This window comes from Rahnella sp. NRRL B-41462, from assembly GCF_003263525.1.
GTDB lineage: Bacteria > Pseudomonadota > Gammaproteobacteria > Enterobacterales > Enterobacteriaceae > Rahnella > Rahnella aceris.
On sequence record NZ_JYDF01000081.1, the window covers coordinates 35,601 to 50,142 of the forward strand.

Annotated in this window: 12 protein-coding genes; 8 read left to right on the top strand and 4 right to left on the bottom strand. The window is 55.5% G+C overall.

What is annotated here, in order from left to right; all coding sequences use genetic code 11:
* Positions 1-90 precede the first annotated feature (90 nt).
* The 6 genes from UC14_RS18450 to kdpE are packed head-to-tail and all read left to right on the top strand — an operon-like array spanning position 91 to position 7,992.
* Positions 91-180 (top strand): K(+)-transporting ATPase subunit F, encoded by a 90-nt coding sequence (locus UC14_RS18450; RefSeq protein ID WP_071823630.1) that lies wholly within the window; start codon positions 91-93, stop codon positions 178-180.
* Positions 181-1,869: a potassium-transporting ATPase subunit KdpA gene (gene kdpA, locus UC14_RS18455; protein WP_112198165.1), complete on the top strand. Its 1,689-nt coding sequence runs from the start codon at positions 181-183 to the stop codon at positions 1,867-1,869. It abuts the gene before it with no gap.
* A 43-nt stretch (positions 1,870-1,912) separates the two neighbouring features.
* Positions 1,913-3,979, top strand: coding sequence for a potassium-transporting ATPase subunit KdpB (gene kdpB / locus UC14_RS18460; protein WP_013576458.1), 2,067 nt, complete (start codon positions 1,913-1,915; stop codon positions 3,977-3,979).
* Positions 3,980-4,012: 33 nt separating this feature from the next.
* On the top strand, positions 4,013-4,591 hold the full coding sequence (gene kdpC / locus UC14_RS18465; protein ID WP_173362110.1) for a potassium-transporting ATPase subunit KdpC: 579 nt from the start codon (positions 4,013-4,015) through the stop codon (positions 4,589-4,591).
* 18 nt (positions 4,592-4,609) lie between these two features.
* Positions 4,610-7,306: a two-component system sensor histidine kinase KdpD gene (kdpD, locus tag UC14_RS18470; RefSeq protein ID WP_112198166.1), complete on the top strand. Its 2,697-nt coding sequence runs from the start codon at positions 4,610-4,612 to the stop codon at positions 7,304-7,306.
* Positions 7,303-7,992, top strand: a complete 690-nt coding sequence (kdpE, locus tag UC14_RS18475; RefSeq protein WP_013576461.1) for a two-component system response regulator KdpE — start codon at positions 7,303-7,305, stop codon at positions 7,990-7,992. The genes kdpD and kdpE overlap by 4 nt, the downstream gene beginning before the upstream one ends.
* On the opposite strand, the gene UC14_RS18480 is transcribed toward kdpE, so the two are convergent.
* From UC14_RS18480 to seqA, 3 genes are all read right to left on the bottom strand, one after another.
* Positions 7,982-8,698: a PadR family transcriptional regulator gene (locus tag UC14_RS18480; protein WP_013576462.1), complete on the bottom strand. Its 717-nt coding sequence runs from the start codon at positions 8,696-8,698 to the stop codon at positions 7,982-7,984. The two genes, kdpE and UC14_RS18480, sit on opposite strands and share 11 nt — an antisense overlap.
* Before the next feature lie 184 nt (positions 8,699-8,882).
* The gene (pgm, locus tag UC14_RS18485) at positions 8,883-10,526 is read right to left on the bottom strand and encodes a phosphoglucomutase (alpha-D-glucose-1,6-bisphosphate-dependent) (protein ID WP_112198167.1); all 1,644 of its coding nucleotides are present in this window, start codon (positions 10,524-10,526) and stop codon (positions 8,883-8,885) included.
* Positions 10,527-10,550: 24 nt separating this feature from the next.
* Complete coding sequence (gene seqA, locus UC14_RS18490) at positions 10,551-11,105, bottom strand: replication initiation negative regulator SeqA (RefSeq protein WP_037037064.1); 555 nt, start codon at positions 11,103-11,105, stop codon at positions 10,551-10,553.
* Positions 11,106-11,346: 241 nt separating this feature from the next.
* On the opposite strand from seqA, the gene ybfF reads away from it, so the two are divergent.
* Together ybfF and ybfE are read left to right on the top strand one after the other, a co-directional pair.
* A complete protein-coding gene (ybfF, locus tag UC14_RS18495) occupies positions 11,347-12,129 on the top strand; it encodes an esterase (RefSeq protein ID WP_112198168.1) in 783 nt (260 codons plus the stop codon).
* Positions 12,130-12,390: 261 nt separating this feature from the next.
* Positions 12,391-12,672 (top strand): LexA regulated protein, encoded by a 282-nt coding sequence (gene ybfE, locus UC14_RS18500; RefSeq protein WP_015690259.1) that lies wholly within the window; start codon positions 12,391-12,393, stop codon positions 12,670-12,672.
* A 76-nt stretch (positions 12,673-12,748) separates the two neighbouring features.
* Here ybfE and UC14_RS18505 read toward each other — a convergent pair whose 3' ends face one another.
* Complete coding sequence (locus tag UC14_RS18505; RefSeq protein ID WP_015690260.1) at positions 12,749-14,413, bottom strand: methyl-accepting chemotaxis protein; 1,665 nt, start codon at positions 14,411-14,413, stop codon at positions 12,749-12,751.
* Positions 14,414-14,542: the final 129 nt, after the last annotated feature.

Sequence of the window (14,542 nt, forward strand, 5' to 3'; positions counted from 1 at the left end):
TTTACACGCAGGAACGCTTTCTTTTCAGGATCTTTTCCCGCCTTTCCTTATTCTCGCCACAACATAAAAACACACCTGTGGAGGTGGATTGTGAGTGTTGGCGTAATCTGCGGCGCATTACTGGTTCTTCTGCTGCTCGGCTATCTGGTTTATGCCCTGCTGAATGCGGAGGATTTTTAAATGGCTGCAACCGGATTCTTACTGATTGCCAGTTTTATGCTGGTGCTTTTGCTGCTGGCAAAACCACTGGGTAACTTTATTGCTCAACTGATTGAAGGACAGCCCGGCGCATTTATTCAGCGCATAGAAAACGGTGTTTTACGCACGTCTGGCAGCAGCAATGCTGAAATGAACTGGTGGCAGTATGCACTGGCGATCATGGTATTTAACATTCTGGGCGTTATCGTGCTGATGGCGCTGCTGATGGCGCAAGGCGTATTGCCGATGAACCCGCAGCATTTCGGCGGATTGTCATGGGATCTGGCCTTTAATACCGCAGTGAGTTTCGTGACCAATACCAACTGGCAGGCTTACAGCGGCGAAAGCACGTTGAGCTATCTCAGCCAGATGGTCGGGCTGACTGTGCAAAACTTCCTCTCCGCAGCGACCGGTATCGCCGTGGCGTTTGCCCTGATCCGCGCCTTTGCACGCCCTTCAGCACACACCATCGGCAATGCCTGGACGGATTTATGGCGCATCACACTGTATCTGCTGCTGCCGGTGGCTTTCCTGCTGGCACTGTTTTTCGTCAGTCAGGGTGTACTGCAAAACTTCGAAGCGTACCAGCACATCACCACACTGGAAGGCCTGCAACAGACCTTACCTATGGGGCCGGTGGCTTCGCAGGAAGCGATCAAAATGCTCGGCACCAACGGCGGTGGCTTCTTTGGTGCTAACTCTGCCCATCCGTTTGAGAACCCGACCGCACTGACCAACATGGTGCAGATGCTGGCGATCTTCATTATCCCTTGTGCCTTGTGCTTCGCTTTTGGCCGCGTGGTCGGCGATAACCGTCAGGGGCACGCGCTGGTCTGGGCGATGTCGGTGATTTTCGTGGTGTCGGTCGTGGTAGTGATGTACGCCGAGCTTAAAGGCAATCCGCACTTCATAGCACTTGGTGCCAGCAGCAATTTTAATATGGAAGGTAAGGAAAGCCGCTTCGGCATTCTGGCCTCCAGCCTGTACGCCGTCGTCACTACGGCGGCCTCGTGCGGTGCGGTCAACGCCATGCACGATTCCTTTACGGCACTCGGCGGTATGGTGCCGATGTGGCTGATGCAGATTGGCGAAGTGGTGTTCGGCGGCGTGGGTTCCGGTCTGTACGGCATGCTGCTGTTTGTACTGCTGACGGTGTTTATCGCCGGGCTGATGATTGGCCGTACACCGGAATATCTCGGTAAGAAAATCGACGTTTACGATATGAAGATGACCGCGCTGGCAATCCTGGTGACACCGACGCTGGTGCTGCTCGGCACGGCACTGGCGCTGGTCACCGACGCCGGTCGCGCAGGCATTTTAAACCCCGGCGCGCACGGATTCAGTGAAGTGCTGTATGCGGTGTCTTCCGCCGCCAATAACAACGGCAGTGCGTTTGCCGGGCTGAGCGTCAATACGCCGTTCTACAACCTGTTGCTGGCAGCCTGTATGTTCTTCGGCCGCTTCGGCGTCATCATTCCGGTGCTGGCGATTGCCGGTTCTCTGGTGATGAAAAAACGCCAGCAGGCAGGCAACGGCACGTTGCCGACATCCGGCCCGCTGTTCATCGGTCTGCTGGTCGGTACCGTGTTGTTAGTCGGTGCACTGACCTTTATTCCGGCGCTGGCGCTGGGACCGGTGGCAGAACATTTGCAGGTCTGGTCAGCACAGTAATGCTGCGTAACTCGTTGAACTGATGAATATAGAGACTAAAAAGATGAGTCGTAAACAACGTGCGTTATTTGAACCCCGTCTGATCCGCACTGCCCTGCTGGATTCGGTGAAAAAACTGGATCCCCGTGTTCAGTGGCGCAATCCGGTGATGTTCGTGGTGTATCTGGGCAGCATTCTGACCACACTGATCTGGCTGGCAATTCTGCTGCACCGGACCGACGGCAGCGCGGCTTTTACCGGCAGCGTGTCGCTTTGGCTGTGGTTTACCGTGCTGTTCGCCAACTTCGCCGAAGCACTGGCGGAAGGCCGCAGCAAGGCGCAGGCGCAGAGCCTGAAAGGCGTGCAGAAAACCAGTTGGGCGAAAAAAATCTACGAACCACGCCCTGAATCGCCGGTGATTAAAGTCGCCGCCGATACCCTGCGCAAAGGCGATTACGTGCTGATCGAAGCAGGCGATACCGTGCCATGCGACGGTGAAGTGCTGATCGGCGGTGCGTCGGTGGATGAAAGCGCCATTACCGGTGAATCTGCGCCGGTGATCCGCGAATCCGGCGGCGACTTCTCCTCGGTCACCGGCGGGACGCGCGTCTTGTCAGACTGGCTGGTGGTCGAATGTTCGGCGAACCCTGGCGATACCTTCCTCGACCGTATGATTGCGATGGTCGAAGGTGCAAAACGCCGCAAGACGCCAAACGAAGTGGCGCTGACGATTTTGCTGGTGGCGCTGACGCTGGTGTTCGTGCTGGCTACCGCCACGCTGTATCCGTTCTCGCTGTTCAGCGTTGACGCCAGTCACGCCGGTATTCCGGTCACGGTCACCGTGCTGGTCGCCCTGCTGGTGTGTCTGATCCCGACCACCATCGGCGGTTTGCTGTCGGCGATTGGCGTGGCGGGTATGAGCCGCATGCTGGAAGCGAACGTCATCGCCACCAGCGGCCGTGCGGTGGAAGCCGCCGGTGACGTGGATGTGCTGCTGCTGGATAAAACCGGCACCATCACGCTCGGTAACCGCCAGGCATCGCAGTTCCTGCCCGCGCCGCAGGTGACGGAACAGGAACTGGCCGATGCCGCGCAGTTATCCTCTCTGGCTGATGAAACGCCGGAAGGCCGCAGTATTGTGGTGCTGGCGAAGCAGCGCTTTAACCTGCGTGAACGCGATATTCATTCGCTGAATGCAACCTTCGTGCCCTTCTCCGCGCAAACCCGCATGAGCGGCGTCAACGTCGGTGACCGCAGCATCCGTAAAGGTGCGGTTGACGCTATCCGTCGCCATGTGGAATCCAACGGCGGTACCTTCCCGAAAGCCGTCGAGGGGCTGGTGGAAACCGTGGCGCGTAAAGGCGGCACGCCGCTGGTGGTAGCAGAAGGCGCTAAAGTACTGGGCGTGGTTGAGCTGAAAGATATTGTCAAAGGCGGTATCAAGGAACGCTTTGCCGAGCTGCGCAAAATGGGCATTAAAACGGTGATGATCACCGGGGATAACCGCCTGACCGCCGCCGCGATTGCCGCCGAAGCGGGCGTGGATGATTTTCTGGCGGAAGCCACACCGGAAGCCAAACTGGCATTGATTCGTCAGTATCAGTCAGAAGGTCGTCTGGTGGCGATGACCGGCGATGGTACCAACGATGCGCCGGCGCTGGCACAGGCCGATGTCGCGGTGGCGATGAACTCCGGGACGCAGGCAGCGAAGGAAGCCGGGAACATGGTCGATCTCGACTCCAACCCGACCAAGCTGATTGAAGTGGTGCATATCGGTAAACAAATGCTGATGACACGCGGCTCGCTGACCACCTTCAGTATTGCCAACGACGTGGCGAAGTATTTCGCCATTATCCCGGCGGCGTTCGCGGCAACCTATCCGCAACTCAATGCGCTGAACGTGATGCACCTGACGTCGCCGTCTTCGGCCATTATGTCGGCGGTCATTTTCAACGCCCTGGTGATTGTGTTCCTGATCCCGCTGGCGCTGAAAGGGGTGAGCTATAAAGCCATGAGTGCAGCCGCCCTGTTGCGCCGTAACCTGTGGATTTATGGTGCGGGCGGGCTGCTGGTGCCGTTTGTGGGCATCAAGCTGATAGACGTGATCCTGACCGTTTTACATCTGAGCTGATTTTTAAGGAAGACCATTATGTCCGTTACAAGAATGTCCTATGTGCGTCCGGCTCTGGTGATGACAGTTCTGCTGACGCTGGCGACCGGCGTCGTTTATCCACTGCTGACCACCGGCGTTTCAGAGCTGGTATTTCGCCCGCAGGCGATGGGTTCGCTGATTAAAGACAGCGGCAATAAAGTGATTGGCTCAGAACTGATCGGGCAGAATTTTACCCGCAATGATTACTTCTGGGGCCGTCCGTCCGTCACCTCCGATTCGCCGTATAACCCGATGGCGTCGGCAGGGAGTAATCTGGCGGCCAGTAACCCGGCGCTGGATCAGGCAGTGAAAGACCGCGTGGCAGCGCTGCGCAAAGCCAATCCGCAAAGCCCGGCAACGGTGCCGGTGGATCTGGTGACCAGCAGCGGCAGCGGACTGGATCCGCAGATATCAGTGGAAGCGGCACAATGGCAGGCTCCGCGCATTGCTGCCGCACGCGGGCTGCCACTGGCGCAAGTGAATAAATTGATTGATGATAATACATCATCACCGCTGATTGGTTACCTTGGCCCCGACGTCGTTAATGTGCTCGGCCTGAATCAGGCGCTGGATGAACTGAAAACCCATTAACCAACCTCACAGGATGATATGACAGAAGATCGCCCCGATCCCGACAGCCTGCTGGCGCTCGCCAACGAGAAGCCACGCGGGCAACTGAAAGTCTTTTTCGGTGCCTGCGCGGGCGTCGGTAAAACTTTTGCCATGTTGCAGGAGGCGCAGCGCCTGCGCGCCACCGGCCTCGACGTGCTGGTTGGCGTGGTGGAAACCCACGGCAGGCAGGAAACACAGGCGCTGTTGCCGGGGCTTTCTCTGTTACCGCCGAAACGCATTCAACACCGCGGACGTCAGGTGCAGGAGTTTGACCTCGATGCTGCGCTGGCCCGCCGCCCTGCCCTGATCCTGATGGACGAACTGGCGCACAGTAATGCTGCCGGTTCGCGCCATCCGAAACGCTGGCAGGATGTCGAAGAGTTACTCGATGCCGGTATCGACGTATTTACCACCGTGAACGTTCAGCATCTGGAAAGCCTGAACGATGTGGTCAGCGGCGTCACCGGCATCATTATTCGTGAAACGGTTCCCGACCGTCTGTTTGATGGCGCCAGCGAAGTCGTGCTGGTGGATTTACCCCCCGATTCCCTGCGTCAGCGCCTGAAAGAAGGCAAAGTTTATATTCCCGGTCAGGCCGAACGCGCCATCGAACACTTCTTCCGCAAAGGCAATCTGATTGCCCTGCGCGAGCTGTCCCTGCGTCGTACCGCCGACCGGGTGGACGACCAGATGCGCGAATACCGCGATGATCAGGGCATCAGCCGTGTCTGGCATACCCGCGATGCGCTGTTGCTGTGTATCGGTCACGGTGGCGGCAATGAGAAATTAGTCCGCGTCGCCTCGCGCCTGGCAGCGCGCCTCGGTTGCGTCTGGCACGCGGTGTATGTCGAAACCCCGCGTCTGCACCGTTTACCTGAAGGTCAGCGTCGCGCCATTTTGCGCTCCCTGAAACTGGCGCAGGAACTGGGGGCAGAAACTGCCACGCTCTCCGATCCGCAGGAGGAACAGGCGATTTTGCGTTACGCCCGCGAACATCGTTTGGGCAAAATCATGACCGGCAGACGCCGTGAAAAGCGCTGGAAATTCAGCGCCAGTTTTGCTGATAAGCTGGCGGAAATCGCGCCCGATCTCGATTTAATCGTCGTCGGGCTGGAAGATGCACCGGTCACATCCCTGCGCAAAGAGCAGGATTCGCGCACGTTTGCTGATCGCTTCAGTCGCCAGTTATGGGGCTGTGCACTGGCCGTGGCGCTGTGCGCGGTGATCACCGTGATGTCGCAATGGCTGGTGCCGACGTTCGATCAGGCCAATCTGGTGATGGTGTATCTGCTCGGTGTGGTGATTGTCGCGCTGTTTTATGGCCGCTGGCCGTCTGTGCTGGCGGCGGTGATTAACGTCATCAGCTTTGATCTGTTTTTCGTGCAACCCCGTGGCTCGCTGGCGGTGACTGACGCGCAATATCTGGTGACTTTCGGCGTGATGCTGACTGTCGGCATACTGATCGGGAACCTGACAGCAGGGGTGCGTTATCAGGCGCGTATCGCCCGTCACCGTGAAAAGCGTGCGCAGCATCTGTATGAAATGTCCAAAGGGCTGAGTCAGTCGCTGACGCCGGAAGCCATCGCACAGACCAGCCGCCACTTTATTTCTTCCAGTCTGAATGCCAAAACCGCCATTTTGCTGCCGCAGGAGAACGGTGAACTGGCGCAGCCTGCGGGTGAAATCACCTCGATTGTGGTGGATGACGCTATCGCCCGCTGGAGTTTCGACAAAAAACTGCCAGCCGGTGCGGGCACGGATACCCTGCCTGGCGTGCCGTACCAGCTTCTGCCGCTGATTGCATCCGGCGAATCACGCGGCCTGCTGGCGGTCGAACCGCCGAATATCCGTCAGTTGTTAGTGCCTGAACAGCAGCGTCTGTTGCAGACCTTTACCGTGCTGATTGCCAATGCGCTTGAACGTCTGCATCTGGCTGCCAGCGCGGAAACGGCACGGCTGGAAACCGAACGCGAACAATTGCGCAACTCGCTGCTTTCAGCGCTTTCCCACGATTTACGTACCCCACTGACGGTGCTTTTCGGGCAGGCGGAAATCCTTACGCTGGATCTGGCATCGGAGGGCTCGAAGCACGCACCGCAGGCCAGCCAGATCCGCCAGCAGGTGCTGAGCACCACGCGGCTGGTGAATAATCTGCTGGATATGGCGCGCATTCAGTCCGGCGGATTTAATTTGCGCAAAGAGTGGCAGTCAGTGGAAGAAATCACCGGCAGCGCATTGCGGATGCTCGAACCCGTACTGGCGCACGACAACATCGAAATTGATTTGCCGAAGGAAATGGTGTTGGTTAACTGCGATGCCAGCCTGATTGAACGGGTGCTGATCAATTTGCTGGAAAATGCCCATAAATATGCCGGAACCGGTGCGACAATTGGCATTAAAGCCACGCCGCTGGATGAATGGCTGGAGATGGAAGTCTGGGATAACGGCCCTGGTATTCCGGCTGGCGCCGAGCACACCATTTTCGAAAAATTCGCCCGCGGTAATAAAGAATCCGCCATTCCGGGTGTGGGGTTGGGATTAGCGATTTGTCGTGCCATTATTGAGGTGCACGACGGACGGATCTGGGCGGAAAATGGCCCGAACTGCGGTGCGCGTTTTCGTTTCAGGCTGCCGCTCGAGGCGTCGCCGGAGATGGAAAGTGACATGGAATCAGACATCGACGAGGTATCGTGAGCGCATCCCCGATAAATATTTTAATTGTTGAAGACGAAAAAGAGATCCGCCGCTTTGTGCGTACGGCACTGGAAGCGGAAGGCCTGCGGGTGTTTGAAAGTGAAACGCTGCAACGCGGGCTGATTGAGGCCGGCACGCGTAAACCGGATCTGGTTATTCTCGACCTCGGTTTACCAGACGGTGACGGCCTGACCTATATTCGTGATTTGCGCCACTGGAGCGCCATCCCGATTATTGTGCTGTCGGCACGCACCCGTGAGGAAGACAAAATTGCCGCGCTGGATGCCGGTGCCGATGATTTTCTCACCAAGCCGTTTGGCGTGGGTGAACTGCTGGCGCGGGTTCGTGTGGCCCTGCGCCGCCATACGGGCAGCGCGCAGGAAAGCCCGCTGGTGACGTTTTCTGATGTGACGGTAGATTTGATCAACCGGCGCGTACAGCGTAACGGTGATGATTGTCATCTGACGCCGATTGAGTTTCGTCTGCTGGCCGAACTGCTGGCGAACAGCGGCAAAGTCATTACTCAGCGTCAGTTACTGAGCCACGTGTGGGGCCCGAATTACGTCGAACACAGCCATTATCTGCGCATCTACATGGGGCATTTGCGCCAGAAACTGGAAGCCGACGCCACCCGGCCACGTCATTTACTGACCGAAACCGGCGTGGGCTATCGCTTTATGCCTTAGGTTCGTCAGTCTGCGGTTTGGTTTCGGCAAATTCGGCTTCCAGACTTTCTGCAGCCTGCTGCAAAATCGCACTCACCCGCACCACCTGTTCCGGCGTTAAATCCGCACGCATCATGTTACCGCGCAGTGCATGCCTCAGGCGGTGCATCGACTCATGAATGCCCTCTGCCAGGTTGTTTTCACGCGGACGCTGCGCGCCAGCCAGACGGGCAAAAATCACATCAACCACCGCCTGATGTTGCGCCAGTTCCACTTTACCGGCTTCGGTGATCTGATAACTTTTCCGGCCATTGCCGGTGGCGACAGGCTCGAGGAAATCCTGCTCTTCCAGCAGCGTCAGCGTCGGATAAATCACGCCAGGGCTTGGTACGTAAAGACCTGACGATGCCTCTTCAATCGCTTTGATCAACTCATAACCATGGCTCGGTTTTTTCGCCACCAGCGCCAGCAGGACGCGGCGTAAATCACCGTGTTCGAACAGACGATGTACACCGCGCTCGCCACGACCACCCCGACGACCATCGCCACGCCCGCGATGTTCACGCCCTTCCTCACCCCTGTCTTCCCCACGATGACGACCATCACGGCGTAACATATGACGCTCGCTGTGATCACTGCGTTCTGATTCATGACGGCAATGGCCGCGATGCCCTTCTTCCCGGCTACCGTGACCGCGATGGCGGCCTTCAAACATTTTGCTAAACATAATTTATTTCCCATTTAGATATATCGAATTATTTCGATATATCTAAACTAGATCGGTTTTCAGAAACTGGCAAGCCGAAAAACGCATTTAGATAACTCTTTTTGATGTCTGAACTTCCGGCAAAAAATGGACAAAAAAAAAAGCGCTGAATAATCAGCGCCTTTGATGAGAAGCAGAGAACGGCTTATTTAGCGTCGGCAAGCACTTTGCTGACGATTTCTACCGCTTCTTTCTCGATTTGCTCACGGTGTTCAGCACCGAGGAAGCTTTCACAATAAATCTTGTAAGCTTCTTCTGTACCGGACGGACGGGCCGCGAACCAGCCGTTTTTGGTCATCACTTTCAGGCCGCCGATGGACGCGCCGTTGCCCGGTGCGTTGGTCAGACGGGCGGTGATCGGGTCACCGGCCAGCGTGTCGGCTTTCACCTGTTCAGGAGAAAGTTTAGACAACGCGGCTTTCTGCGCATGAGTCGCAGGTGCCTGAATACGGTTGTAGCTTGGTGCGCCAAAGCGGGCAGCCAGCTCATTGTAATGTTCCTGCGGGTTCTTACCGGTAACGGCAGTAATTTCCGCCGCCAGCAGGCACATGATGATGCCGTCTTTGTCGGTAGACCACGGCGTGCCGTCGAAACGCAGGAAAGAAGCCCCTGCACTTTCTTCGCCACCAAAACCGAAGCTGCCGTCAAACAAACCATCAACGAACCATTTGAAACCAACCGGCACTTCCACCAGTTTACGGCCCAAATCTTCCACCACGCGGTCGATCATCGCACTTGAGACCAGCGTTTTACCGACGGCAACGTCTTTGCCCCACTGCGGACGGTGCTGGAACAGATACTGAATCGCCACCGCCAGATAATGGTTCGGGTTCATCAGACCCGCAGGCGTCACGATACCGTGACGGTCATAGTCAGGATCATTAGCAAAGGCCAGATCGAATTTATCGCGCAGCGCCAGCAGACCCGCCATTGCGGATTCGGACGAGCAGTCCATACGGATCACGCCGTCGTGGTCGAGATGCATGAAACGGAAAGTCTGATCGACTTCATCGTTCACCAGCGTCAGATCCAGTTTGTAATGCTCCGCGATGCGTTTCCAGTATTCGATACCGGAACCGCCGAGGGGATCCACACCCAGTTTCAGACCCGCTTTCTGAATCGCAGCCATATCAACGATGTCGGTCAGCCCTTCGATAAACGGCTGAACCAAATCTTTCGCTGTCAGATGACCACTTTTCCACGCCAGATCCAGAGACTGACGTTTCACACCTGTCAGTTTCGCGGCCAGCAATGCGTTAGCACGTTTCTCAATCACGGAGGTCAGGTTGGTATCCGCCGGACCGCCGTTGGTCGGGTTATATTTGATGCCGCCATCTTCCGGTGGGTTGTGCGAAGGCGTGATGACGATGCCATCCGCCAGCGCGCCGCCGTTACGGTTATGCGTCAGAATGGCGTGAGACACAGCCGGTGTCGGCGTAAACCCGTTGTTTTCCTGAACAATGACATCAACGCCATTGGCGGTCAGCACTTCCAGCACGGAAATAAACGCCGGTTCAGACAACGCGTGCGTGTCTTTACCCACGTAGCATGGCCCGGTGGTGCCCTGCTCTTTACGCACTTCGGCAATCGCCTGAGCAATCGCCAGAATATGCGCTCCATTAAAGCTGTGACGCAACGCGCTACCGCGATGGCCGGACGTGCCGAATTTCACAGCATGCGCCGTGTTTGCCGGATCCGGTTGCAGAACGTAGTACTGTGACGTTAACTGCGCCACATTGATCAAATCGCTTTGCTGAGCAGGTTGCCCTGCACGGGGGTGATTAGCCACTGGCGCTTCTCCCTTACGCTGAAATTAAAGGGTGCCGCAAACTTTGTCAGTCAGTTCCGTCGGGAACTGCATGAGCTGCATGATGTGTTCAATCATGCTGCGTTTGCGACCTGTGTTGGTATTCGTAATAACCCAATACGGCGTTCCGGGAACGTGTTTAGGCTTGGTATGAATGCCGTTTTGCAGCAAGGTTTGCTGGTCACCGGCAAAGTAAGTCCGCGTGCGCCCGGTCAGAGAGTCGGTCGCCGTCGCAAATTCTTTAGGGTTCAGGGTATACAAGGTCGAGAGGATCAGCATAAAACGGTTAACCGCTTTAGTCTGTTCTGCGTATTCGTCGGACAGCAACAGTTCACGAACGGCGCGGACTTTATCACGCGACGTCGGTGCGGCGGCGGCGGCAGGTTTTTCCTGCGCGACAGTTCCGGCGATAACAGAAGTGGTCACTGGTACGGCAGGAGCGGTCTGACCGGCAGTAAACTTCAACATACGGCGTAAAATATCAGACGCACTTTCACCGATTGCTTGCGTGTGGCTGGCAATGTAGCGGTAGAGTTCTTCGTCAACCTCAATAGTTTTCATCTTTATCCAGTACTGTTTTTCTACTTAATTCATTCGAAAGGATTATACAAATTTCTACGCAGTAACAAACAGAGGAATTGCGCCGCGAAGTAAAATCCAGACAACTTCCCGATTTTGCTGCATGCAGGCTCCGGCCCGTTCTGCTCCTGGTAGTCAAATCCCGCTCAGGCATCTGGCAGAAACTTTCTGTTTTAAAAAATTATCCGCAAGTCATGATAACCTAATGAGATTGTTTATCTGTATGAACTTCTCTATGAAATTACATTATCGCCTGCAAGAATCTGAAGTCGCTGACAGCACTGCACTGCCGGTTTTGCTCATCCACGGATTGTTCGGCACCCTTGATAATCTGGGCATTCTGGCCCGGGACCTGAGACAACAGCATAACGTGTTACAGGTGGATTTGCGTAATCACGGCCAGTCAGGACGTTCTGATGAAATGTCTTACGCCGCCATGGCGCAGGATTTAGTGGAAACGCTGGATGCTGTTGGTTTCCAAAAAGTCATTGTGATCGGCCATTCAATGGGTGGGAAAGCGGCGATGGCGTTGACGGCACTGATCCCCGACCGTATCGAAAAGTTGATCGCCATTGATGTCGCGCCGGTGGATTATCACGTGCGTCGCCATGATGAGATTTTTGCGGCGATTAATGCCGTGACCGAGGCAGGACTCCGCGACCGTACCTCCGCTACCGAATGCATGCGCACGTATATAAAGGAAGACGGCGTGATCCAGTTCCTGCTCAAATCATTCCAGCAGGGAGAATGGCGCTTTAACGTGCCGGTGCTGCTCAGTGAATACAAAACTATTACCGGCTGGGAAGACGTGCCTCCGTGGGATCATCCGGCGCTGTTTATCCGTGGCGGGCTATCGCCGTATGTGCAGGATGAATATCGCGACGCGATTGCCCGACAATTTCCGCAGGCCAAAGCGCATGTGGTGGCGGGAGCCGGTCATTGGGTGCACGCGGAAAAACCCGATGCAGTACTGCGCGCGGTGCACCGTTTCATCGATGCGGCCTGAGGTTTAACATCCTGGGGATAAATTGTGCAAAAAGTCTGCACAACTTAAGAAGTTATCATGAAATCAGGGTAATCAGGCGTTGTGAACCCCTGGTGCGCCAGTGTATGATTGCGCGCTATAATTTTGCCGCCCCGTTTACTCACAGTGAGTCGCGGGAGGTGAATTGGGTCAGGGTTTCTTAGCCCGAAATGTGTGAAACGCTCGTCAGGAACCGGCTTGCGGTTTTCCGATGTAAAAACTTCCCTGGTTGTACCGCTACCTATGGCAAAAGAACAACTGGATCGCACGACGATTGATCTGTTCGCAGATGACCGTCGTCCGGGGCGTCCAAAAACAAATCCGCTATCCCGTGATGAACAGCTCAGGATCAATAAGCGCAACCAGTTACGCCGCGATAAAGCGAGCGGCCTGCGTCGTGTGGAGCTGAAAATGAATGCCGATGCTGTTGATATGCTCAATAAGCTGGCAGAAGAACGCAATATCAGTCGTAGCGAATTGATTGAAGAGATGCTGCTGTCGCATCTTAACGGTCATGAAGGCTGATTGAAAAGCGGGTAACCCTCTCAGGCTACCCGTTTGTTTTTTCTTACTTATTCCATATTAATTCACGTCTTCCTGCTCAGAACGTTTCCCAGTTTTCAGCACTTTTCGCCGAAAGCATGCTGGTATCCGGACGCAATAACGGTGCGGAAATTGACTTCCCCGGACGTGAACCGACGCTCGTCACGCTATCTTTAAGTTTGAACGTAGCAACGGCATTGTTCAGCAATGAAGCCTGCTCTTCCAGTGATACTGCAGCCTGCGACGCCTGTTCTACCAGCGCGGCGTTCTGCTGTGTGACGCTGTCCATTTCTGTGACGGCAACCGCCACCTGACTGATTCCTTTGCTTTGCTCATCGGATGCAGAGGCGATTTCCGCCATGATGTCAGTGACATGCGTAATTGAGCGCACCACTTCATTCATCGTCTGACCGGCGTTTTCAACCAATTTCGAACCGCTGTCGACGCGGGAAACCGATTCGCTGATGAGCTGCTCGATTTCTTTCGCCGCCTGCGCACTGCGTTGTGCAAGATTGCGCACTTCGCTGGCAACCACTGCAAAACCGCGCCCCTGCTCGCCCGCACGTGCCGCTTCGACGGCAGCATTCAGCGCCAGAATGTTGGTCTGGAAAGCGATGCTGTTAATCACAGAAGTGATTTCAGCAATTTTCTTCGAGCTGCCGGAGATATCTTTCATGGTGCTGACCACGTCTGCCACGATGTTGCCGCCCTTCTGCGCGGTGGTGGAAGCCTCCATCACCAGCTGGCTGGCGTGATGCGCGTTATCGGCATTGTGTTTAACGGTAGCCGTCAGTTCTTCCATGCTGGCAGCGGTTTCTTCCAGCGCCGACGCCTGTTCTTCCGTACGGGAAGACAAATCGTTGTTCCCGGCTGAAATTTCTGACGCGCCCTGATAGATGTGATTGGTGCAGTTGCGGATGGTCTGAACGGTATTGACCAGGCTCAACTGCATCTCGTTCAGCAACGGAATCAGCTTACCGGCGCAGTTTTTACCGAATTCTTCCAGATAAAACGTCAGATCGCCGCTGGCGATCACCGCGAAGTGACCGCGGATTTTATCCAGCGGCTTCACCAGCGCCATCACCAGATAACGGTCAGTCAGCAATAAAATCACCAGCCCGATACCAAATGCCGTCAGCAGAATCACTTTGCTAAATGACGTCAGATGGGTGGATTGCCGTTGTGCCGCATCAAAATCGACAGCGATCTGACCGCTGACTTTCTCCATCGATGAGCCAAAGCTGCGGCTCAGTGCAGGTACGGTGGAATTGGCTAGCTGGTTATAGGACTCCGTATTTTTGCTGCGGGCTGCGTCGAACAATGGCGTGACGCCCTGCGTGATCAGATTTTCCCAACTGGTGATTAATTCCTGCACGGAGGAATCTTCCAGCCCCGGATGCGGTGCCGCTTTAAAACTGGCCAGTGCCTGCGTCAGCCCGCTGAGTGATTGTTTGGCGGTATCAAAAATTTCCGGACCTTTTGACGGATCGGCCTGAAGCTGTGCCACGGCGCGGCTCAGGCGCGTCACGGTACGAAAATACTGATCATTTCCTTTATTGATCAGCGCCATATTGTTGACCAGCTCGGTACTATTTTTGGTATTTTGGGTCAGTGTGTCCAGTGAGGTGACGGTGTAAAGGGAAACACCTGCCCACATGACGCAAAAGATGCCAAGAATGGTTAATAAAGCGGCCCTGATGGTGATATTTTTTAAAAACTGCACGATATGCCTCTCTCGAAACATGTCTGTTTCTGGCCTGAGGATTGACGGGGATGCGGAGAATCAAGACAGGTAACCAGCAGGCAAGTGCCCCAGGACATGTTTGAACACCTCTCCGGGCATCGATTTCTT